The organism is Vibrio sp. 1078-1 (genome assembly GCF_033340475.1).
On record NZ_JAWOWM010000005.1, the window covers coordinates 155405 to 179143 of the forward strand.

Here is a 23739-nt window from a genome sequence, read left to right on the forward strand (position 1 = left end):
GGTATTGTGACTTAACAGTCACAATACCGTTTTTTTATGCTATTTTGTAAGCCACATCACGTTCAAAACGAGGAGGCTTCTAAAAACAACGATTCCCTCCAGACAAAAAATCGGCCGTGTTGGTTAGTAAAGAGACAACTGTCCAGCTTTACACAAATAAAAATAATTGAGATCAAAGAACGAGTTAACTCGTTAATTAAGTTTTGATTTGTTGTAGTGATGTACTACATAATTTTGTCTGTTCGAGAAAACACTTTATGTGGCTAGTTGTTGTCGTATTAGCATTCATACATATCATCAGTATCCGTAAAGGCTCTAAATGGCTCTTTTACGTTTCTAAACCATTACCAGTGCTCTGTATGCTTGGTATTTTAATTCAGTCCCCGGCTTACCCAATGCCATATGCGCATTGGATTTTGATTGGCTTATCGCTCTCGTTGCTTGGTGACGTGTTATTAATGCTCCCTAGAGACAAGTTCGTTACAGGATTAGTGCTCTTTTGCTCTGCCCATCTCTCCTATAGTTATGGTTTTGCCATCATGTCAGCGTGGCATTTTACACCTTGGCTCCCAATTGCCTTGTTCGGACTCGGTATATGCGTCTACTGGTTGTTCCGACCGGATCTCGGTAAAGAAAAACGGCCAGTTGCTAGTTATATATTGGTACTGATGACTATGTGCTGGGCTTCGATCGAGTATTATTTGAGTGGGAAAACACAATCCTCCTCTTTTGCAGTGCTCGGAAGCTTTATCTTTATTATCTCTGGCATCGTATTGGCTTTCGAACGCTTTGGAGGACGGTCAATATTTTCACGACAAGTTGTCATGGTGACCTACTATTCTGCACAGACACTAATGGTTATGTCTGTTGTTGCGATTGTTGTTCGTTATCCGTATCTCGTTGAACTGAGTTAGTCATACTCTAGACTGCACCAACATTAAAGAAACATGGATGTATCTTGTAAGCGATCTGAATAGAGTCTTAAAATCATCGCCTAAACATTAGCTTATTCTTAATGAAATTACGCGCACAACTTGCTATTGTAAAAGGATATTTTTCCGTTATAGCGTGCCCCTTTGAAAGAGAATACTCCCGTCGTTGAGTTTAGCGACGTAAATAAGTGGTATGGCGATTACCACGCTCTAAAAGACATCAACTTCTCTGTGCATTCTGGCGAGATCGTCGTGGTGTGTGGCCCTTCAGGTTCCGGAAAATCAACGCTCATTCGTTGCATCAATCATCTTGAATCGATTCAAGAAGGCCAGCTTCATGTGTTCGACCAGCCTTCTCACGCAAAATCTCTCAAGCCCGGTAAAATCGGCATGGTGTTCCAACACTTTCACCTTTTTCCTCATTTGACTGTACTGGAAAACCTCACCTTAGCGCCGATTCGCACACACAAATTATCAAAACAAGAAGCTGAAAAACGCGCAAGACATTACCTAAAGCGAGTCAATATTGAAGAGCAAGCGAGTAAGTATCCTATCCAGCTTTCTGGCGGTCAGCAGCAACGCGTCGCGATTGCCCGCTCCTTGTGTATGGAACCGGATTTACTCCTGTTTGACGAGCCAACTTCAGCGCTTGATCCGGAAATGATCAACGAAGTGTTGGATGTCATGGTTGAGCTGGCTCAAAGCGGAATGACGATGATTTGCGTCACGCATGAAATGGGATTTGCCAAAAAAGTAGCGAACCGCGTGGTATTTATGGATGAAGGCCAAATCGTGGAAATGAACTCTCCAGTCGCCTTATTTGAGACACCACAGCATCCACGCACCCAAGCATTTTTGAACCAAATTTTAAGTTACTGATGATAGTTCGCGTAATCAAACCTGTCCTTCAAGCTTTACTGCAAATGACGCTCCTCTTCATAGCGATTGTGTGGGTGTTGGACTCTGGTGCCGACGCTATGGGCTATCAATGGCAATGGGAGCGCGTACCTGATTACATCGCTTTTTATGAAGATGGCGAATGGTGGCCGGCAGAACTTATTGATGGGCTATTGGTCACGCTTAACATCTCTGCTATTAGTCTATTTTTTACCTTAGTGTTGGGGTTGGTCACCGCGTTACTAAGGCTTAGCGATTCGAAAGTCGGCAATGTTATTGGTACCACTTATGTCGAAGTAATACGTAACACGCCGTTGTTGGTGCAAATCTATTTACTCTACTTCGTGTTTGGCCCCGTGATTGGTTTGGACCGATTCAGCACCGCCGTTTTGGCATTATCCCTTTTCCAAGGTGCCTACACCGCGGAAATATTCCGTGCAGGTTTAAACAGTATTCCTAAAGGGCAATTCGAAGCAGCACAAACTCTCGGACTATCACCGTTTTACACCTACAAAGACGTGATTTTGCCTCAGGTTTTACAGCGCACATTACCGCCATTAACCAATGAAGTGGTTTCTTTGATCAAAAACTCTTCCATTGTAAGCGTGATGGCGATTTTTGATCTAACGACACAGGCACGCAACATCGTCTCAGAGACGGCGATGCCGTTCGAAATTTGGTTTACCGTGGCAGCAATTTATCTTGCTCTCACTCTGTCACTTTCTGGCTTGTCTGCATGGCTAGAACACAAACTCGGAGCCAGTTGGCGCAAATTATAAGGAGATAACATGAAGTTATTCAAAGCGACCATTACTGCATTATTAGGGCTAGCCATAGCTATGCCTACAATCGCGAAAGAAGATGTCGCCACACCCAATGTAGATCAAATCAAAGAACGAGGTACTTTGCGCGTTGGTATGTCAACATTTGTACCTTGGGCAATGCGTAACAAGCAAGGCGAGTTAATCGGTTTTGAAATCGATGTTGCCAAACGCTTAGCAGAAGATTCAGGTTTGAAAGTGGAATTCGTACCGACTGCGTGGGATGGCATTATTCCCGCACTACTGGCGAAAAAGTTCGACGTGATCATTGGTGGCATGTCTGTTACGCCTGAACGTTCCAAAAGCGTCTTGTTTACTGCGCCCTACTCGCACTCAGGCGTTCAAGTAGCAGCAAACAAAGAACTCGCCTCTGGTTTTAGCGAATTTTCGGATTTTGACTCACGACGCGTAAAAATTGCGGCTCGTCGCGGCGCATTCACCGTTCAAGTAGCCAGAGAAACCTTCCCGAAAGCGAAGATCCTGCAATTTGATGACGACGCGCAAGCGTTCCAAGAGGTGCTGAATGGTAACGCCCACGCGGTCATTGCTTCTAGCCCAAAACCAGAACATGAGACAGTGAAACACAGCGACAAACTATTCCTTCCATTCTCTGAGCGACTATCACAAGGTAACGAAGCCTTTGCAGTTCGCTTGGGGGAAGAAGATAAAAAGGCCTTTTTCAATAAATGGATTGAAGCAAGAACCCAAGATGGATGGTTAAAACAACGTTATGAATACTGGTTCTCGACATTAGATTGGCAAGATCAAGTCGCGCAAGGCCAGTAATCTAAATGGCTCGTGGACGCCGCGAGCCTATACTCTCCAATCATCCATTTTACTTTTCCATAACTTATCGGAGTCAAATTTTTGGGCGAACACACTACCACTCGCACAGCACCCGCGAAATCCAGCACAGGCTACCTTTTACCGCAATTAAACACACTAGACTGGGTACTACTTGTTATGTGCGGTATCGGTGGTGTTTGGCTGTACCATCGGTCCGCTGTTGGTGTGCATTATTTGTGGCAGTGGAAAGAGGCGCTTGAATTACTTTTCACGCCTAGAGCAGATGGTGGTTTGCCCTACTTCTTCCAAGGTTTGATTTCGACGTTAAGGCTCAGTATTTGGGGCATCAGCTTCGCATTAGTGTTTGGCACTTTGTTAGGCTTAGCACGCTTCTCTCGTTCCGTTTGGTTGCGCACACCTGCCAATGCGTTTATCCAGTTAGTGAGAAACATCCCTCCGTTGGTGTTTGTTTTTATTTTCTACTTTTTCATTTCTAACCAATTGATCCCGTTGCTCGGTTTGGAAGATCTTCTACGAAACTACAACGGCGAACCAAATGCGCTACAGCGCTTTCTGTTTGGGCCTTCTAACCTTTGGGAAAACCTTGCCTCTGGCGTGTTATGCGTCGGCTTACTCTCTTCTGCCTACATTGCAGAAGTTGTGCGCGGTGGTTTACAAAGTATCGACCAAGGTCAGTGGGAAGCGGCTGACTCATTGGGCTTGTCTCGATGGGTGAAATACCGATTTGTTATCGCGCCACAGGTGCTTAAATCAATAACACCTGCACTTGCCGGTCAAACCATCTCTTTGGTGAAAGACACCTCTATTGTTTCACTGATTTCGATACAAGAAATGACGTTTGTTGGGACAGAGATGGCAAATTCATCAGGGTATATATTTGAAATTTGGTTGATTGTCGGCCTTGCTTACTTCTTAATTTGTTTTGGTCTGTCACTTATTTTTCGCCATATTGAAGCAAAATCGGAAGCCATTTCAAATTAACTCAACCGCATATGTAATTAGGCACATTTGATTCTTCAAATCAGAATTGCACCCTGTTACATTGGCAAGATGCTAAATTTTCGGCGTTTTTCATGGAGTTAAAGAATCAATCCGACTACGAGCGATACATAAAACAAGATAATCTTGGTGAATATTACGTAGTTCTCAATCAATTCACTTTTCACAGTGTTTATCAGCCAATTTTTGATAGACGCCAACGTATTATTGGTATGGAAGCCTTACTGCGTATTCGTGGCATTGATGGTTCCCTAATTCGTCCTGACGTGTTTCTGGCCAATAATGGTCTTGATCCCTACTTTCGCTTATGTGTAGAGTTTTTATCCAGAGCAATGCACATTCGAAATTTTGCACGCTATTTCGCGGGGACGCCGATCAAACTGTTTCTTAACGTCATGCCTCAAACGCTACTCACACTAACCAAAGACATGGGCTTTAAAGATAACGGCCTGCTTTACAAACGCCTTTCCGAACTTGGTATGAGCCCATCAGACGTCGTTTTTGAAGTAGTCGAAGAGTCATGCGGAAATACGGATTTATTAATCAAAGCCGTACAGTTAATGAAAGCAAATGGTTTTATCTTTGCTATCGATGATTTTGGCGCCCAACATTCTGATATCGCACGTGTTCAGCAGCTCTGCCCTGACATCATCAAAATCGATCGTTCCTATTTGCTAGACTACTGCGCCGGAGAAACCTTTTCCATACATAGCGCCGTTGATCTAGCGGATCATATGGGAGCAAAAGTCATTATAGAAGGGGTTGAAGAAGACGTGCAGCTACAAGCTATGTATCAACTTAATTTGGATTATTACCAAGGCTTTTACTTAGGAAAGCCTTGCGCCATTCATCACTGGACAGATAGCCTAAACATCGAGACGACTGTGCATTAACACTGCCCACTTACAGCACAGTGAAACCAAAAAAGCGCCGATATAATATGCTCGGCGCTTTTTAGTTTTACTCAGATGTCACTTATTTAGTTAAGCGTTCATTTCCCTAGAAAAAATCAATAGAATTACGACCGCTCTTCGGATCACGAGTGGCTTGCGGTTTGTCTTCTTTTTTGCCTTTCTTAGCAGACTGAGACAACGCTTCTTTCTGCGCTTTACGCTCTTTATGTGCCGCTTTACGGCCTGTTGATTTAGGCCCAGAGGCTTTAGGTGACTTACTTTGACGAGACTTATCTTTACGAGAAGACTGCGCTTCTTTTTTCGCTTTCTTTTCTGCTTTTTGCTCTGCCGTTTCAGGTTCGGTTACTGGCGCATCGCAAACCACAACATAATATTCCTGGTTAAACTCAAAAAAGTCACCATCATACATCTTGCGGCGCTTACGTGTTTCTAGTTCACCATTCACCGCGACGTAGCCTTCCTCGATGATATGTTTTGCTTCGCCGCCACCGCTGACCAAGTTTGCGATTTTAAAAAGCTTGTACAGTTCGATTGGATGCGCATCAACATCGATGCCAATCGCTTCGATCTCAATCTCTTCGCCTTCTAAATACTCTTCGTGGTCGTAATCTTGGGTCATGTTACTTACTCTTACTATTTGATGCCCTGAAGTTTAAACGCAATGCTTAAAAATAGAAACCTCTGCCGATGTTCAATCACCGATTCGCCTTGGCATTTGAGCACCTCTTAACCCATTTAACTTGTCGCTTGTTAGCTTGTTAGCTTGTATACCGATGCGTAGCTCAAACGAAGCTGCAATTACGCAACCTGAAGGTATATACTCTCTAAGTTATTGTTGAAAAGAGCGAATACTTTGTCTCAACCAAGTAGAATTACCTTTGTCACTGCGAACTTGTTTAATTTTGTCGCACCGCCTAACGCCTACTATGATTTCGAGAACATATACTCGTTAGAGCAATGGCGAGACAAACTTTCGTGGACGCAACGTCAAGTTGAAAAACTGGAAGGCGACGTGATTGGCTTACAAGAAGTGTTCAGTATCGAGAAGACCCAGGAATTTTTTTCAACCATCGGCTACCCCTACTTTGCGACCGTTGACACCCCACATGTTGAAGATGAGTACATTTACTCAAGCCCTGTTGTGGCAATCGCATCTCGGTTTCCAATAGAAAAAGTACAAGCGGTAGAGTTTGACTTAGCAACGCTTGAGCCTTTTGGAGTAAGTGTTGTTCCAGAGTTCAGTCGCAAACCTATCTATGCCCAAGTAATACATCCTGTACTTGGTCATATCGCCGTTTACGTAACGCACCTGAAATCTCAACGCCCGGCCGACTCAGAACAACCAGAAACGTCTAGCACGATTATTGGGCGCTGGTTATCCACCCAGCAAAGAGGCTGGGAAGCAGCGATGTTAAGAGACGCGATGCAAAAGAGGTATCGAAAAGAACCAATGCCGACAGTGTTAATGGGCGATATGAATCAACCTATCACTCCTATCAGCGTTAACAGCGCATTGGTATCCAATACTGGTGACAGCGTCACTGAATTACAACTCAAAGATGGTTGGTTATTGCAAAGTGACACCCTGAAGGATGAACGCCCAGCCACGCACTATCATTTTTCCACTGGGAATGTACTCGACTATATCTTGCTCTCGCAAGAGTTTGATACCTTATCAGATATATCGGTTGCCGAGGTTGTTGACTATCAGGTGTCTAACCAACATCTGATCAACCCGATTTATGACAGAGATAAAAACGCCAGCGACCACGCATTTGTGGCGCTGACTGCTGAAGTAAAGCTTTGAGCAACCTATTTAGTTACTTAGTGACGTTTCACAATTTTACGCGGGATAAGTTCTACGCCAGGCTTGTAACGCTTGGCGGAAGCGTTGAGTGCTAACTCCATTGCGCTGTCCGCGATCAACTCAAACTGTTGAGGCAAAGAGTTGATTTTCACAGGCAAGAAGTCCAGCAGTCGATTATCACCAAATGTTGCTAAACGCACCTTTCCCATCAGTTCTGGTTTTTCTAGCATTACATCCAACACACCTTCTAACAGTGTATATGACGTTGTAACAATGGCATCTGGCAATGCGTTCTCTGTTAACCACCTCTCTAAGACTTTCTTGCCTTCTTCCCGGGAGAAGTGTTGTCCATAACCCACTGTTGCCGTTTTACAACCTTGTTGAGAAGCAGATAGAAAACCGAGCTCACGCTCTTTTGAGACTTGAAGATCTTGCAATGCACCGATTAAGCCAATGGACTTTATATCCTCGGACAGTACTGACTGAGTGAGTTCAAGTGCGGCATCAAAATCTTCGCTGATGACACAACAAAAGTGCTCATCATCCATTGGACGGTCTAGCGCGATAACTGGCGTACCAGAATTTTGCAACTTAAGATAATACTCGTTTGCAGTGGGCATACCACTTGCCACAAACAACGCATCAATACGACGACTGACTAATGCTTCCGCCACCTTTTGCTCTGTATCAGGATCATCATCAGAGCAGCCAATCAAAATTTGGTACCCCGCTTTCCGAGAGTTTTGCTCTATCAGCTTTGCAAGACGCGCATAACTGGTGTTCTCTAAGTCTGGGATGATAAGCCCAAATGAGCGTGAATTACCTGCCCGCAAGGAAGACGCCGCATGATCTGGCTTATAATTGTACTCTTCTACAACGGCCATCACCTTTTTCTGAGTCTTCTCGCTGATGCGGTATTTCTGCGCTTTTCCGTTAATCACATAGCTTGCAGTTGTCTTAGAAACACCCGCTAATTTGGCTATTTCATCCAGTGTCATATTCTAAACCTTATTCTGTGCGCGCGATCATATTAATACATCAACGATCTTTCGATAAGTTGAATTATAAGCTGAACCGATTCAGTATAAAAGCTGAAAGGATTCAGCAAAACTTAAAAATTGACGTAAATCACCCGAACACGCAACAAACCAATTTGTGAGCTAGGCTATAGGACAGCGGCAAAGGCTCGTTTGTTAACGTCAGTTTTTAAAACAGTTTTTCTGAGTCTTTTAAAAAATTTACCAACAAGCTGAATCGATTTAGCTTGAAATATAAAAGGTTTGAGGAGTGATAAGCGCTCAGAAGAAGCGGCGTTCAACTTCTCACACAGAATACATTTTTAAATTGATACCTTAAGGCTGGAGAAGCACCATGCTTAAGCTAAATAAGAACGACATTACCCTCTCGCAATCAGCGACAGATAAGTTTGAAGCAATAAAGAGTATTGCTCATAGCCTGACTGATAAAGGCCTAGTTGAGCAAGGTTACGTTGAAGGCATGCTAAACCGTGAAAACCAAAACTCTACGTTTTTGGGGAACGGTATTGCCATACCGCACGGTACAACCGACACTCGTGCAATGGTGAAAACAACGGGTGTTGCTGTGCACCACTTCCCACAAGGTGTCGACTGGGGTGATGGCAATACTGTGTTCGTCGCTATCGGTATCGCAGCTAAATCTGATGAGCACCTTGGCATTCTTAAACAGCTCACCAAAGTGCTAGGCGCAGATGGCGTAGAAGAACGTCTGCGTAATGCAAAAAATGAAGACGAAATCATCGCCCTACTGCACGGTGATGTTCAGCTTGAAGCAGACTTTGACGCTTCTTTAATTCAACTGATGTTCCCTGCGAGCGACATGCTACAGATGAGTGCTGTTGCTGGTGGTCTGTTGAAAAATACGGGATGTGCTGATAACGAATTCGTTGCAGATCTCGTTACCAAACAACCAACTCACTTAGGTAATGGCCTGTGGTTAATTGGCAGTGACAAACATGTCACTCGCACAGGTGTGTCATTTGTCTCGACGGCAAACGACTGCGAATATGAAGGTCAAAAAGTGCGTGCACTTGTCGCGTTCGCGGCATGTAACAATGCTCACCAACCTATCCTAAAAACGCTTTCTAATATTGTGTTTAACAATGAACACGGCAAGCTTTTAGATGCATCAGTAGAACAGATTCTTGCTTTGTTCAAAGGTGAAGAAGTCACAGCTGCATCTTCAGAAGAAGGCAATACCGCTGTATTTAAAATCAAAAACTCTCACGGCCTACATGCTCGTCCGGGGGCAATGTTAGTCGCAGAAGCGAAAAAGTTTGAATCCACTATACGTGTTTCCAACCTAGACGGAGATGGAAAAGCAGTAAACGCGAAGAGCCTAATGAAAGTCATCGCGCTGGGCGTTAAGCACGGTCACCAACTTCAATTTACAGCAGAAGGCCCTGATGCGCCGCAAGCCTTGGAGTCTATCGGAAATGCAATCGCTTCTGGCCTTGGTGAAGGTTAAGGATCCGATATGACAAACAAAACAAATAAGGTTGTCACTATTACGCTCAACCCGGCATTGGATTTAACAGGTTCAGTAAATGAACTAAACGTTGGTTCCGTGAGCTTAGTACAGCAAAGCAATCTCCACGCTGCAGGTAAAGGTGTCAACGTAGCAAAAGTGTTGAGCGATTTAGGCGCAGATGTCACGGTTACCGGCTTTCTTGGTAAAAATAACCCTGAGCTATTCCATCAGCTTTTCAATGACATCGGCGTTAAGAATGAGTTTGTAGAAGTACAAGGTGCAACTCGTATCAACGTCAAGCTCGTTGAGGCTAATGGAAACGTTAGTGACATTAACTTCCCTGGTGTTCAAGTTACGGCAGAAGAAATCGCGCGCTTTGAAGAAACCCTATTCCGCCTTGCTGAAACACACGATTACTTTGTATTGGCAGGCAGCCTACCGGGCGGTGTTACTGCAGAGCAATGCGCTGCATGGATAGAAGCACTGCATCAACAAGGCAAAAAGGTGTTGTTCGACAGTAGCAAAGCCGCATTGAAGTCAGGTATTGATGCTCACCCATGGTTAATTAAACCTAACGATGAAGAACTTGGTGATTTTGTTGGCGAACATCTAGAAACGCCTGAACAATGCCAAGCTGCTGCGCAAACACTGAGCGACAAGGGCATAGAAAACATCGTGGTTTCTATGGGACCTGACGGTGTTATGTGGCTCAACCAAGGCGAATGGCTTAGTGCAAAACCGCCTCGAATGAATGTAGTGAGCACCGTTGGCGCAGGCGATACGCTGGTCGCTGGCTTGTGTTGGGGCCACATGCAACTGATGCCTAAAAACGATTTATTGCGCTTCGCTACGGCACTTTCTGCTTTGGCAGTTAGTCAAGTTGGCGTAGGGCTAACCAGTCAGGAAGAACTGGAAAATATCAAGCGACAAACTGAAGTTAGCGCGCTTTACCCTATTACAAACTTAGAACAAAACTAAGGAACAGAAGGTTATCGTATGAATATTGCCATTATTACTGCCTGTCCGAGCGGTGTAGCAAATAGCATCCTTGCGGCAGGATTACTAGAACAAGCCGCCGCAAAATTAAACTGGAATGCCAAAATAGAATGTCAATCAAGTGTGGTTGAACCAACACTATTGACGGAAGCTGACGTTGAACAAGCAGAAGTCATTGTCATTGCGGCAAATACTAGCGTCGACACTTCTCGTTTTGTAGGAAAAAAGGTTTACCAAGCGGAAATTAGCGAAGTAGCAAAAGACGCAACTGCGTTTCTCCAGCAAGCGGTTGAAAACGCCACTTTACTTGAAAAAGCAACCACACTTGCAGCCCCTATCACTACAGATACAACATCAGCATCAAAGAAGATTGTTGCAATCACGGCATGCCCTACTGGCGTTGCGCATACCTTTATGGCGGCAGAAGCTTTAGAAGAAGAAGGCAAGCGTCGTGGCCATCAAATCAAGGTGGAAACTCGTGGTTCAGTTGGCGCTAAAAACCAACTGACTGAGCAAGAAATTGCAGATGCCGATCTGGTGATCATTGCTGCGGATATTGAAGTGCCACTTGATCGCTTTAACGGCAAAAAGATGTACCGCACGAAAACAGGCCCAGCTCTGAAAAAAACAGCCGAAGAGATGGACAAAGCATTCGAGCAAGCCACGGTGTATCAACATTCTGGTTCAGCTAACTCTTCATCTTCCACCGAAGAGAAAAAAGGCGCTTACAAACACCTGATGACCGGTGTGTCTCATATGCTGCCTGTGGTTGTCGCAGGTGGTCTGATCATCGCTCTATCTTTCGTGTTCGGTATTGAAGCATTTAAAGAAGAAGGCACACTAGCAGCAGCCTTGATGAACATTGGTGGTGGCTCTGCATTCGCATTGATGATTCCTGTACTTGCTGGCTATATTGCGTTTTCAATCGCTGACCGTCCTGGTCTCGCTCCTGGTCTTGTTGGCGGTATGCTAGCAAGTTCTACTGGCGCAGGTTTCCTTGGCGGTATCGCGGCTGGTTTCATTGCTGGTTACGCAGCGAAACTCCTCGCAGATAAGGTGAAACTGCCACAATCGATGGAGGCGCTAAAACCGATTCTGATCATTCCATTTGTGGCAACATTGTTCACCGGACTTGTCATGATCTACATCGTAGGCGGCCCAGTTTCAGGCATCATGAACGGCCTGACTGACTTCCTAAACAACATGGGTTCTGACAGTGCAGTACTACTGGGTATTATCCTTGGCGCTATGATGTGTTTCGACCTAGGAGGCCCGGTAAACAAAGCCGCTTACGCATTTGGTGTTGGCCTTCTGGCTTCACAAACTTACGCACCAATGGCGGCAATCATGGCCGCAGGTATGGTTCCTGCGCTAGGTATGGGTTTAGCGACCTTCATTGCGAAGAACAAATTTGAACAAAATGAACGTGAGGCTGGTAAAGCATCATTTGTCTTGGGCCTGTGTTTCATCTCTGAAGGCGCAATTCCATTTGCTGCGAAAGATCCAATGCGCGTGATTCCATCTTGTATGGCCGGTGGCGCGCTTACTGGTGCCCTATCGATGCTATTCGGTGCGAAATTAATGGCACCACACGGCGGTCTATTCGTGCTGCTAATTCCTAACGCAATTTCACCAGTATTAATGTATTTAGTGGCTATTGCAGCAGGTACAGCGGTAACTGGCTTTACTTACGCATTCTTAAAAAGCAAAGCAGAAGCGAAACAAGAAGTCGCAGCTTAATTAGAGCGACTCCGGTTAACAATGCCACCCTCGAATTTGGCATTTAGCACCTCCCTTTGATTCCGGTTAAGGGAGGTGTTTTTTATTCCGCAGCCGGAACGGCTACAATGTCTACTTCCCCACTGCTCATATCCACCGTTGCTTGATAAGCGCTATGCGGGTCACCGTAGTGCTTGAAGGTAAAGTGGTAAACGTTAGCTGGCGTCCACAAGGTTTTTGAATCTGCGGGCAGAATGTCATAGCCGTCTTGCTGATAAAGCTCTGTCGCCATTACATTTGCGATTGCCGCCTGCTGGTTAGCGTCTCGATCCACCTTTGGCTCTAGTGACGGGTTACTTGGATAAGATTCACCGTTGTAACTCATGAGTCGATATGAGCCATTACTCCAAACGATAAAGTCCTGCCAACCATTACTGTAACTGTCGGCTAGTACAATAGGCGTACGAGTTACCGACATTCGATTAATAACGTTTCCCTCATTATCAAACATATATGCAGAGCAGCCACCACTACCACAGAAATAGCGATCTTGAAGCAACACTATGTGTTCTGCCTTTCCGTCGCTGTTTAGGTCGGCGCTACCCGATAGATAACGTAGGTTGTCTTGCTCGAGCGACAGCCCTTCAGGGGCTAAAACCTTACTATCAATCCAACTGGAAATGACTTCGGCACTAACACTGTTAATTTTAGGGGCAGGTTGTTTGGTTTCTGTCGGCATGCTATTCGTCGCGGTGCAGCCAACCAAGGTGAAAGAACCAACGAAGAAGAGTCCGTTTAATATGCGCTTATTCATGTAATCTCAATCTTTGATGTGTCGTTACATCAGTATACGCATGATTTGCATTGTAATCGTAAGAAAATCATTAAAATCAAGCAAATGAATGGTTTGGTATGTATTAGTAAGATCAAAAAAGCCCCGAAGAAAACCTTCAGGGCTAGGCAGGAAGCTGGCAAATAGCCAGGAGTCCCTATGCAGTGGTCGGTTTTACCCTAAACAGAATTGCAAACATCACTGGCACCACTATCAGTGTCAGTACAGTAGCAAAACCAAGACCTGCCATAATCGTTATTGCCATCGAGCCAAAGAAGGCGTCGAAGACCAGTGGTATCATCCCCAAGATAGTTGTTAGGGCAGCCATACTTACCGGACGAACGCGGCTTATCGCACTATCGACAATCGCGAGGTAAGGATCTTTACCTGACTCCAACTCAAGGTTAATTTGGTCAAGCAACACAATACCGTTTTTCAAAATCATGCCACTTAGGCTTAACAAACCAAGGAATGCTGTAAAACTGAACGGCATGTTCGTGGTAAGCAAACCAAAAGCAACGCCAATGATCGCTAACGGAACGGTGAACCAAATGACCAACGGCTTTTTGATTGAGTTAAACAGTAAAATAGTAATGATGAACATCAACAAGTAACCCATCGGCAATGAACCGAATAGGCCTTCTTGTGCATCTTTGGATGATTCGTACTCACCACCCCATGTGATTTCGTACCCTTCTGGAACATGCAATGCCATCACTTTAGGCTGTACACGAGCAAATAAGCTTGCTGCCGTGTCGTCACTCAACACATCATGGTCCGCGAGAACGGTTAACGTACGCTTACGGTCACGACGCTGAATTAGCGGCTCACTCCAATCCAGTTGAACGCCATCAATCACTTGATCAACCGGAATATAAGTTTGCAACGAAGGACTCCAAATGGTCACGTTTTGTAGTGATTCAAAATCTACGCGTTCTTCTTCAGGAAGGCGTGTCATAATTGGCAACGTATGTGTACCATCACGCAAGTAACCTAAGGTGCTACCACCAAACGCCATTTGCAGTGTGCTTGAAAGATCTTCTTTCGAAATACCTAAGCGACGAGCTTTAGACTCATTGAAAACGGGTACAAGTTCCTTGGTGCGCTCTCGCCAATCGTGACGAATGTTTCGGGCACCAGGATCGGTATGAAGGATGTCTTCAACTTGCACCGCCAAGTCACGTAAAACTTGTGGATCAGGGCCAGTAATACGCGCTTCGATCTTAGACGCTGGTGATGGACCAAATTCCATCAATTTAAACTGGAACGTAGGCGCATCAAATGTTTTCGCCAGATTCTCATCTAACTTATGCAGTAAACCAAACATTTTCTCACGATCAGTCGCGCGAACTTGGAACTGCGCGTACGCTTCGTAACTTTTTTCTGGTTGATAGGTTAAAGCAAAACGCTGTAGGCCCTGCCCAATCGAAGCAGAAACAAAGTCAATATCATCTTGCTGACGAATGTAGCTTTCGACCTCTTCAGCTTTTTTAATCGTTTCACGGATGTCAGTACCCTCTGGCATCCACATATCCACGTAGAACATCGGCGTATTCGATGGTGGGAAGAACTGCTGTTTTACATTACCAAATGCCACGACAGCACCCACTAATAGCGCCACCATGCCAGCAACGGTAAGCCAGCGGAATCGCAATGCAAATTTCAGTGATGCCCCAAATACGACAAACAACCAGCCTTTATAAGGATCATCTTCGCTAGTACCCTGCTCTTTGTTTTCCTCTTTCAACAAAAGATCGGCAAGGAAAGGCGTCAGTGTAATAGCGGTAATCCAGCTTAAAAATAGTGAGAAACACAGCACCCAGAATAGAGAGCCCATGAACTCACCTGTCGCATCTTGCGACAAACCGATAGGTGCAAAAGCCGTAATTGCAATAACAGTTGCGCCCAGCAAAGGCCATTGTGTTTGCTTTACAATATCGACAGCCGCTTGAACTTTGGTACGCCCTTTCTTTAGGCCAACCAATATGCCTTCCACGACAACAATCGCGTTATCAACCAGCATACCCAAGGCAATAATTAACGCGCCAAGAGAAATACGATGCAGTTCGATGTTGTTGTAATTCATCAAAATGAAGGTACCAAATACCGTCAATAACAACACAACTCCAATGATGACACCACTGCGTAAACCCATAGTAAACAGCAACACAATGATTACGATCGCCACTGCCTCCGCTAGACTAATTACAAACGCTTTAACAGATTCATCCACCTCATTGGCTTGGTTGTAAAAGTAGTTCATATCGATGCCAGCAGGCTTGATAGACTCTAGGATCGCGAGCTCCGCATCCAAACGTTCACCAACCTCAACCACGTTCACACCCGACGCAAACGAGATACCGATATTAATCGCTTTTTGACCGTTAAAGAGTACGACGTTGCCTGGCTTCTCTTGAATACCGCGAGAAATCGTTGCTACGTCTTTTAGACGAATTAGATTTCCTGTGTCACGGCCATGAATGATCAGATTTTCTAGTGCTTCTACAGTGTTTAAGGTGCCGCTTGGGCGAATAACAAGGCTTTCGCCATTGACCATCACTTCACCTGCTGAAACCACATTGTTTTGCTGGTTCAACAAGCTCGAAACCACATTCATGTCTAAGTTCAGTGCAGCAAGGCGATCAAGTGAGATCTCAACGAATAGCATTTCTTGCTGATCGCCCGTGATGTCTACCTTACCAACACCATCAACAAGCTCGATTTCACGGGTCAGGTAATCCGCATAACGTTTCAGCTCTACATAGTCGTAATCGTCACCAGTGAGCATTAACATCACGCCATAAACGTCACCGAAATCATCAATGATCTGTAAAGACTGAACACCTTGAGGCAATGATGGTCGTAAATCATTAATTTTACGGCGCATTTCATCCCAAATTTGCGGCAGTTCATCAGGACCATAGTCCATTTCCATGCTCACCGTTATTTGAGACATACCATTAGAAGACGTAGAGGTAATTTTGTCGATATAAGGGAGTTTTCGAATCTCTTTTTCTAGAGGATACGTCAGCTCTTCTTCAACTTCTTTTGACGTCGCGCCAGGGTATGTTGAGATGATCATGGCATCTTTGATCGTAAATGCCGGGTCTTCTAATCGTCCAAGCTCCAAAAATGACGTTAAACCACCAACAGCAAGGATAATAATGAACAACCAGCTGATGACTTTGTTTTTTATTGAATACTCAGCAATGTTCATTATTGGTTATTCTCCACAACATCCACATGTTTACCTTCGCGTAATTTACGCAGATTTGAATTAATCAGAATATCGCCCTGGCTAACACCTGACGACACAATGGCTCCATTGCCATTCACTTGAGAAATCATGACAGGCACTCGTGTGACAATGTCACCTTCTTTTTTCCACACAAAGAACTCATTCCCTTCACTGCCTGCTTGAAGCGCCGTGACAGGAACACTGTAACCATCAATAGAGGTAATGCCCGCCTTCACCATATCGACCAAAACGCTTACGCTGGTTCCCGGCAATATCTCTGTTTTTGGCTGTGGCATCGTCAAGTACATTTCGTAGGTTTGAGTTTCAGCGTTGGGTTCACTTGTGTGCTCTAAATAGTCCAAAGCAAATCTGCCATCGATGCCGGAGAAGGTTGCTCTAGGCTTGTAGCTCATGCTGTCTGAGTTTGGGTCTACCATCGCTAAAACATTGTCGGAAAGCTCAATACGCACGTAAACCAAATCGTTTTGGTATAGGTTTAACACGGGTTCACCAATTGCCACACGCTCAAAACGTTCTTTGAAAACATCGGATACTTTACCGGCGAACGGGGCGAATAAACGGGTGTAATTCAATTGATTGGTCGCGTTATAGAAAGTAGCCTCAGCTAGCTCTTTATTGGCGGTTAGCTCATCAAGTTCCGCTTTTGAAATCATTTGACGTGCATGCAAGTCTTCACCGCGTTTAAGCTGACGAATTGCGAGTGTGTATTGTGCTTCTGCGTCATTCACGGCTTGCTTCTCTTTGCTATCATCTAGCTTTGCGATCATTTGCCCCTGCTTCACAACGTCACCCGCTTTAACCAATACGTGCTGAACTTCCCCAGCGCGGCGAAATGCCATTGGCGTTTGCTCTGCAGGCACTACTATGCCTTTGAACGCGCGATGTTGACTTTGTACTGGTGCATCCACCGAGATAGTCGACACAAAAAGTGGCTGCTTGACGATAGCTTGGTTTTCATTTTTGCACCCTGTTAAAACTGCAAGTGCAATCGCAGAGATCGTAAGTAGAGAACGTTTCATTAAATGCCTCCCTCACGAACCCAAGCTTTCACCACTTGTCCTTCAACCAGTCTCTCAACACCAGCAATAACAACGTAATCATTGTTATCAAGCCCGGCTTTCACACCACCTGCTGCGTCAAGTGACACAGTGACTTTATTGACCTGCTGCGTGCTTCTGTCCATTACCCAAACTTCACCTTGCGTCCCATTTTTGTTGACCCAAGCAGACTGAGGTAACGTCATCGCGTCCGATACATGTTGTTTAGCAATGTGTACCTGCCCAGTCATACCTGTCAGCAAATTGCGATCTTCTGGTCGAGTGATGGTCACGATCGCCTCATAACTATTGGTATCGATGTTTGGCTGCGTCGAAATTTCTTTAAATTGCCCAGGGATACGTTTTCCTGGCTCGCTATCCATCGTCACCCACATATCGGAGTTTTGCAGTGACTCAAGTGATACAGATTCCGCATAACTTACTGGCAAGGTGAAAGATACATCCAACGTCGTGTTATCAATGAGATTCAAGATCTCCTGCTTCTCTGCTACTACTTGAAACGGGTTGACATAGGTATATGACACAATGCCATCAAACGGTGCGTGAATTTTGGTATAGCTCAAATCGGTTTTAGCTTGTTCGTAGTTCGCCAATGCCGCTTTATATTGAGTTTCTTTCTGATCGTACTCATCAGTACTAATGAGTTTTTTTCCGTAAAGGTTTTTCGCGCGGTCCCATTGTGTTTTCGCTAACGCGTACTGCGCTTGAGCGGCATCTAACGCAAGCTGAAGATCTTTAGGGTCTAACGTTGCGAGCACTTCACCTTTTTGGACTTTTTGACCCATGCGTACACGTAATTCATCAACCTCTCCACCAACCTGAAAAGAAAGCTGCGCGCGATGTGTTGCATCAATACGCGCTAAAAAGGCGTGCGAGTCTTCAAGTTCTAGGTCTTTCACCGCCAGTAATTTTACAGGTTTGATTAAAGGTTCAGACGGCTCAGAAATGGCTTTATTACACCCAGTTAGCATCCCAGAAAGACTTAATGTCACCACTGCGCCAACTAAAGTGCGCTTTAAATATTGTTTTCGCACCCGCTTTCTCCGTAGGTTTTATATATTACACAGCCGTGCAGTATAAGCAGAATTTGAAATTGATCAACATATTTTCCAGGTGGATAGCAAATTAATTAGTCAAAGCGTTCGGTTTCTGGTAAAAGTAAGCGCGTGATTAATATTCGGGAAAATTCGAACTATGAATGAAAGAAAGCAGGGGCGTAGAAGTGCTGAAGCAGCAGAACAAACTAAGTGTCTGATCCTTAAAGTGGCAGCAGATATGTTTTGTGAACTTGGTTACGAGCGTGTCTCGCTGCGCAATATCAGTGAAAAGGCTGGTGTTTCACATAGTTTGATCCGTCACCACTTCGGCAGCAAAGAGAAAATCTGGCAAGCGGTTAGCGATGCAATGGACGAGTTCATGCAGTGCTATATGGCTGAACTCATCAATGAAATGCCGGAGAACACACCTTCGAATAGAAAAATTTATCTGTTTATGGTTCGCATGCTAGCATTTGCTCTCGTCAATCCTCATCCAGTACAGATGATCGCCGATGCCATTCGACAAGGCGATGACGGTGCTCTGCTGCAGTATTTCTTAAAGTCAAAAGATGAGTTCGCTGCGATATTTACCGGAATTTTCGAGCAGTACAACAGCGAAAACCCTAATGCACAATTTGATCAGTGGGAATCAAAGTGGCAAATGTTGATCTTCGCACATGGTGCTGTCAGTCTCGCGCCAATGATGCAAGAAACATGGCCGGATATTGCAGATAATCGCGAAAAACTGCTGATCAAGCATTGGGAATTGTTTAATACCATTATGGCCTCTCAATTTGGGATCCCAAAAGAAGAGATGATTCATCCGGAAAAGCTTGAAGATATCGTTATTGATATGTGCTGTACTATTGATGAAGCAGTAAACTAAAAGTAAACAAGCGAAAAGAAGACATAAAAAATGCCGAGCTACAAAGCTCGGCATTTTTGTTTCAATTCGTTTTAACCACGGTAGTAGCGTTGTGGTACGAACGGCATTTTTTCAACTGTCATTGGTAGCATTTTACCACGCACTTCAGCGAACACTTCAGTACCAATCGCCGCCAAATCCGCACGAACATAACCCATTGAGACTGGCTTACCTGCATTCGGACCCGCCGTACCGCTGGTTACAACGCCAATTTTAACGCCGTCAGCATCAAACAGTTCAACACCTTCACGCACTGGCGCTTTGGTTTGACCTACTAGACCCACACGCTTACGCGCCACATCTTTAGTCTCAATCTGCTTAAGAATAATGTCTGCGCCAGGGAAACCACCTTCACGTTCACCACCAATACGACGAACTTTTTGGATACCCCATAGCAAGCTCGCTTCAACAGGTGTTGTTGTTGTGTCTAGGTCATGACCGTATAGACAAAGGCCACACTCAAGACGAAGCGAATCACGAGCACCAAGGCCAATCCATTCAACTTCATCTTCAGCAGTCAGTTTACGTGCTAGCTCTTCCGCTTTGTCAGCAGGAACCGAGATTTCGTAACCGTCTTCGCCTGTATAACCACTACGAGAAACAATGCACTCGGCGCCTAAAATATCGACTTTACGAATATCCATGAACAGCATTTCAGAAACTTCTGGTGCAAAACGCGCCAATACAGCCGCCGCTTTAGGGCCTTGGATTGCAAGTAGAGCTCGGTCTTCGATAATTTCTAGCTCAACACCAGATGGTAAATGCGCTTGTAGGTGTGCGATATCTTGCGCTTTACATGCTGCGTTCACAACCACAAACAGATGATCGCCTAGGTTAGCCACCATCAAGTCGTCCATGATGCCGCCCTCTTCATTAGTGAAAAAAGCGTAACGCTGTTTACCAGACTCAAGATCCACAATATCCACTGGAACTAATGTTTCTAGGAACGCAGCTGCACCGTCACCAATTAGGCGAAGCTGTCCCATGTGAGAAACGTCAAACAGACCTGCCGCATCACGAGTATGTAAGTGTTCCTTCTTTACGCCTAGAGGATACTGAACAGGCATATCGTAACCCGCGAACGGGACCATTTTGGCACCAACTTCAACGTGAAGTGCGTGTAGTGGTGTTTTCAGTAGTTCTTGAGTCATTTTCGTCTCCATTTAGATAGACCCGAGAATGCTATCGGCATTCGATGTGTTTCCAATAATAAACATGGCTCATTCTATTTTGCACGAACAAGACGTAGATCGACTTGCAAAAGTGTGACTCTTAACATTTTAATCACAACAAATCGTACAAAAAAAGCGCTTTAATGAGCAAGTTCTCATCAAAAAAGCGCCTTTTCATCATAACGACCACCAACAGCAATCGTTTGCTTTCACTATAGGAAATTTACAAGTATTTATCACTATTTGGCTGTCACCCACAAAATGAGCGCATCTTCCTCGCTAACACTGGTCAACATATGTCCCATATTTGCATCGTAATAAACGCTGTCTCCCTCGCTTAAAACAACAGGTTCGTAAAACTCAGAATAGAACATGACCTCACCAGATAAGATAAGCAGAAATTCTTCGCCATCATGACGAACCCAGTCTTTATATTCATCAAAACTACGAGCTCGAATTTGGCTCTTAAACGGCATCATTTTCTTATTGGAAAGTTGTGTCGCGAGCAGTTCATGTTCATAAGTTTGTGTTGGGTGTGGTTTACCTTCATTCTTCTTGGTAACATCCCTACGCCCTGTCGCTACCTTTTTTCTAGGTGGCTCAAATAGTTGTGGCATGTCAATTTGTAAGCCAAGTGCCAATTTTTGCATCGCTTGAAACGTCGGGGAGATCTGCTCATTTTCTATTTTGCTCAGTGTAGATCGAGCAAGCCCGGTTCGCTGACTGGCCTCTTCTAATGTGATACCGAGTTTCGAGCGGATATCCTTAATACGCTGGCCCAGTTTTAACGGCTCGATATTTTGGTCATGTTGCTCTTTTGCCAACGTCATCGATGGGTATTCATCGTAAATACTTTCTGCCATAAATCCCTCTATAGATATCCATATTTTTTGTCTTACTCGCATTGTGCATGAAGCACATAGTGGATAGAAGTCCACCAAGTGAATTAAACCGTGCTCTTGTTAACAAATTTTGAAATCTTGTTTCCTATAGGAAATTTTTGGTTGATTGTTCCCGTCACAGGCGCTATGTTACCAACTTGTTAGATGTAGAGATGCATATTTCCGTAAGAGATTGGTAAAGGAAACACGCAATCCAACGGAGTTTTTGCCCAAATTTAGGGCCGGATGTTCACTCTGTTCTGCTACGCAGTTCAGCTGTTTTTGAGGACAAATGAACCACAACCGCAAATCATAACTCATCTATTGCGGGTTCATTTTCAGATTTGGAAGGTCAACTACCATGAATAAGAGTTACCCTAACCACAGCTTGGAAAACTTTTTCTCTACCAACCTCTCTGCGACAGATGATGCTGTCTTTGCTGGAATTCAAGCGGAATCCGCTCGCCAAAACGAACAAATCGAACTTATCGCTTCTGAGAACATTGTTTCTAAAGCGGTAATGCAAGCTCAAGGCACATGCCTAACAAACAAATACGCTGAAGGCTACCCAGGTCGTCGTTACTATGGTGGTTGTGAGCACGTAGATACAGTGGAAGCCATTGCTATCGAACGCGCAAAAAAACTTTTCAATTGTGAATACGCAAACGTTCAACCACACTCAGGCGCACAAGCAAACGGCGCAGTAAAACTAGCACTGCTTCAACCTGGTGACACCATTCTTGGTATGTCTTTAGACGCAGGTGGTCACCTGACGCACGGTGCACGCCCTGCACTTTCTGGTAAATGGTTTAATGCAGTTCAATACGGTGTTGATCGCGAAACACTGGAAATCAACTACGAAGATGTTCGTGAGCTAGCACTTGAGCACCAACCTAAAATGATCATCGCAGGTGGTAGCGCTATTCCACGTACTATCGACTTTGCAAAATTCCGTGAAATCGCAGACGAAGTAAATGCAATTCTTATGGTCGACATGGCACACATCGCCGGTCTTATCGCAACAGGCGCGCACCCTAGCCCACTGCCACACGCACACGTTGTTACGACTACAACACACAAAACATTGCGTGGCCCTCGCGGCGGTATGATTCTTACTAACCACGAAGACATCATTAAGAAAATCAACTCAGCCGTATTCCCTGGCCTACAAGGTGGCCCACTGATGCACGTTATCGCAGCCAAAGCGGTCGCATTTGGTGAAGCGCTTGGCCCTGAATTTAAAACTTATATTGATTCGGTGATCAATAACGCAAAAGTCCTAGCGGAAGTATTGCAAACTCGCGGTTGCGACATCGTAACTGGTGGCACAGACACGCACCTAATGCTGGTTGACCTTCGTCCGAAAGGGTTGAAAGGCAATAAAGCAGAAGAAGCTCTAGAGCGTGCTGGGATCACATGTAACAAAAATGGCATCCCATTCGATACAGAGAAGCCTATGATTACATCGGGCATCCGTTTAGGAACGCCTGCGGGTACAAGCCGCGGCTTTGGCGCTGAAGAATTCAAACTCATCGGTAATTGGATTGGTGACGTACTGGACGGTTTAGTGAACAACCCTGAAGGTGACGCAGAAGTTGAAAAACGCGTTCGCAAAGAAGTAAAAGAACTTTGCAGTCGCTTTCCTCTATACCAGTAAACGATTTTTTTAAAATCATAATAATTCCTGACAAGTTATTCGGAGATTAAGCAATGGACAAAACACTGAAGTTTGCAGATAGCCACGAGTGGGTACGTGACAACGGTGACGGCACAGTAACAATTGGTATTTCTGAGCATGCACAAGAAATGCTAGGTGACGTGGTATTCGTTGACCTACCAGACGTAGAAGACGAAGTTGAAGCAGGTGAAAGCTTCTCTCTCGTTGAATCTGTAAAAGCAGCGTCAGACATCTACGCACCAATCACTGGTGAAATCGTAGAAATCAATGAAGAACTAGAAGACAGCCCAGAGCTAATTAACGAAGAGCCGTACGAAGGTGGCTGGATCGTAAAAGTGAAGATGTCTGATGTATCTGAACTAGATAACCTGAAAGACGCAGACGAATACCTAAACTCTATCGAAGAAGAGTAATTAGGATGTGACGAAAGCTGTTCCCTAGCCTGTTTAGAGAACAGCTTTTTTTCTAGGTTCGGACGTATAATTTAATTTATCAGT

21 protein-coding genes are annotated in these 23739 nt (G+C 44.7%); 13 read left to right on the forward strand and 8 right to left on the reverse strand.

The genetic code is table 11. The features are described 5' to 3' along the window. The first annotated feature begins 257 nt into the window (after positions 1-257). From R7190_RS13005 to R7190_RS13030, 6 genes are all read left to right on the forward strand, one after another. Positions 258-914, forward strand: coding sequence for a lysoplasmalogenase (locus R7190_RS13005; RefSeq protein ID WP_186585336.1), 657 nt, complete (start codon positions 258-260; stop codon positions 912-914). A gap of 162 nt (positions 915-1076) precedes the next feature. Further along, on the forward strand, positions 1077-1811 hold the full coding sequence (locus R7190_RS13010; protein WP_017820955.1) for an amino acid ABC transporter ATP-binding protein: 735 nt from the start codon (positions 1077-1079) through the stop codon (positions 1809-1811). Further along, entirely contained in the window at positions 1811-2608 is a 798-nt protein-coding gene (locus R7190_RS13015) for an amino acid ABC transporter permease (protein ID WP_005376396.1), read from the forward strand. The genes R7190_RS13010 and R7190_RS13015 overlap by 1 nt, the downstream gene beginning before the upstream one ends. Before the next feature lie 9 nt (positions 2609-2617). After that, positions 2618-3436, forward strand: a complete 819-nt coding sequence (locus tag R7190_RS13020; RefSeq protein WP_170893211.1) for a transporter substrate-binding domain-containing protein — start codon at positions 2618-2620, stop codon at positions 3434-3436. Between the two features lie 81 nt (positions 3437-3517). Further along, positions 3518-4438 carry an amino acid ABC transporter permease gene (locus R7190_RS13025; protein ID WP_017820957.1) on the forward strand — a complete coding sequence of 307 codons (921 nt, stop codon included), beginning with the start codon at positions 3518-3520 and terminating at the stop codon, positions 4436-4438. A gap of 92 nt (positions 4439-4530) precedes the next feature. After that, positions 4531-5349 carry an EAL domain-containing protein gene (locus R7190_RS13030; protein ID WP_005386068.1) on the forward strand — a complete coding sequence of 273 codons (819 nt, stop codon included), beginning with the start codon at positions 4531-4533 and terminating at the stop codon, positions 5347-5349. A 106-nt stretch (positions 5350-5455) separates the two neighbouring features. Here R7190_RS13030 and R7190_RS13035 read toward each other — a convergent pair whose 3' ends face one another. Then, complete coding sequence (locus tag R7190_RS13035; protein WP_005376400.1) at positions 5456-5989, reverse strand: RNA-binding S4 domain-containing protein; 534 nt, start codon at positions 5987-5989, stop codon at positions 5456-5458. A gap of 234 nt (positions 5990-6223) precedes the next feature. On the opposite strand from R7190_RS13035, the gene R7190_RS13040 reads away from it, so the two are divergent. Next, positions 6224-7177 (forward strand): endonuclease/exonuclease/phosphatase family protein, encoded by a 954-nt coding sequence (locus tag R7190_RS13040; protein WP_186585338.1) that lies wholly within the window; start codon positions 6224-6226, stop codon positions 7175-7177. 17 nt (positions 7178-7194) lie between these two features. On the opposite strand, the gene cra is transcribed toward R7190_RS13040, so the two are convergent. Continuing rightward, on the reverse strand, positions 7195-8175 hold the full coding sequence (cra, locus tag R7190_RS13045) for a catabolite repressor/activator (RefSeq protein WP_065275272.1): 981 nt from the start codon (positions 8173-8175) through the stop codon (positions 7195-7197). 373 nt (positions 8176-8548) lie between these two features. Between cra and fruB the strand changes: the two genes are divergently transcribed. The 3 genes from fruB to fruA are packed head-to-tail and all read left to right on the forward strand — an operon-like array spanning position 8549 to position 12421. Next, positions 8549-9682 carry a fused PTS fructose transporter subunit IIA/HPr protein gene (fruB, locus tag R7190_RS13050; RefSeq protein ID WP_005386065.1) on the forward strand — a complete coding sequence of 378 codons (1134 nt, stop codon included), beginning with the start codon at positions 8549-8551 and terminating at the stop codon, positions 9680-9682. Positions 9683-9691: 9 nt separating this feature from the next. Beyond that, on the forward strand, positions 9692-10663 hold the full coding sequence (gene pfkB / locus R7190_RS13055; RefSeq protein WP_186585340.1) for a 1-phosphofructokinase: 972 nt from the start codon (positions 9692-9694) through the stop codon (positions 10661-10663). Positions 10664-10681: 18 nt separating this feature from the next. Then, complete coding sequence (gene fruA, locus R7190_RS13060; RefSeq protein ID WP_005376409.1) at positions 10682-12421, forward strand: PTS fructose transporter subunit IIBC; 1740 nt, start codon at positions 10682-10684, stop codon at positions 12419-12421. Positions 12422-12503: 82 nt separating this feature from the next. Here fruA and R7190_RS13065 read toward each other — a convergent pair whose 3' ends face one another. The 4 genes from R7190_RS13065 to R7190_RS13080 all read right to left on the reverse strand — a co-directional run bounded on the left by R7190_RS13065 (position 12504) and on the right by R7190_RS13080 (position 18583). Continuing rightward, positions 12504-13214, reverse strand: a complete 711-nt coding sequence (locus R7190_RS13065) for a hypothetical protein (RefSeq protein WP_054575158.1) — start codon at positions 13212-13214, stop codon at positions 12504-12506. Between the two features lie 175 nt (positions 13215-13389). Then, a complete protein-coding gene (locus R7190_RS13070; RefSeq protein WP_186585342.1) occupies positions 13390-16449 on the reverse strand; it encodes an efflux RND transporter permease subunit in 3060 nt (1019 codons plus the stop codon). Further along, entirely contained in the window at positions 16449-17510 is a 1062-nt protein-coding gene (locus tag R7190_RS13075) for an efflux RND transporter periplasmic adaptor subunit (protein WP_025767806.1), read from the reverse strand. The genes R7190_RS13070 and R7190_RS13075 overlap by 1 nt, the downstream gene beginning before the upstream one ends. Continuing rightward, positions 17510-18583: an efflux RND transporter periplasmic adaptor subunit gene (locus R7190_RS13080; protein WP_017820965.1), complete on the reverse strand. Its 1074-nt coding sequence runs from the start codon at positions 18581-18583 to the stop codon at positions 17510-17512. Before R7190_RS13080 ends, R7190_RS13075 begins: the two co-directional genes overlap by 1 nt. A 160-nt stretch (positions 18584-18743) precedes the next feature. Here R7190_RS13080 and vdeR point away from each other — a divergent pair, with 160 nt between their 5' ends. Beyond that, positions 18744-19472: an efflux transporter transcriptional repressor VdeR gene (vdeR, locus tag R7190_RS13085; protein ID WP_005376423.1), complete on the forward strand. Its 729-nt coding sequence runs from the start codon at positions 18744-18746 to the stop codon at positions 19470-19472. A 71-nt stretch (positions 19473-19543) separates the two neighbouring features. Here vdeR and gcvT read toward each other — a convergent pair whose 3' ends face one another. Together gcvT and R7190_RS13095 are read right to left on the reverse strand one after the other, a co-directional pair. After that, entirely contained in the window at positions 19544-20662 is a 1119-nt protein-coding gene (gcvT, locus tag R7190_RS13090; protein ID WP_017820967.1) for a glycine cleavage system aminomethyltransferase GcvT, read from the reverse strand. Positions 20663-20922: 260 nt separating this feature from the next. Continuing rightward, positions 20923-21546 (reverse strand): helix-turn-helix domain-containing protein, encoded by a 624-nt coding sequence (locus R7190_RS13095; protein WP_005376429.1) that lies wholly within the window; start codon positions 21544-21546, stop codon positions 20923-20925. Between the two features lie 379 nt (positions 21547-21925). Between R7190_RS13095 and R7190_RS13100 the strand changes: the two genes are divergently transcribed. Together R7190_RS13100 and gcvH are read left to right on the forward strand one after the other, a co-directional pair. After that, a complete protein-coding gene (locus tag R7190_RS13100; RefSeq protein WP_005376430.1) occupies positions 21926-23221 on the forward strand; it encodes a serine hydroxymethyltransferase in 1296 nt (431 codons plus the stop codon). Positions 23222-23274: 53 nt separating this feature from the next. Next, entirely contained in the window at positions 23275-23655 is a 381-nt protein-coding gene (gene gcvH, locus R7190_RS13105) for a glycine cleavage system protein GcvH (RefSeq protein ID WP_005376432.1), read from the forward strand. The last annotated feature ends 84 nt before the right edge of the window (positions 23656-23739 follow it).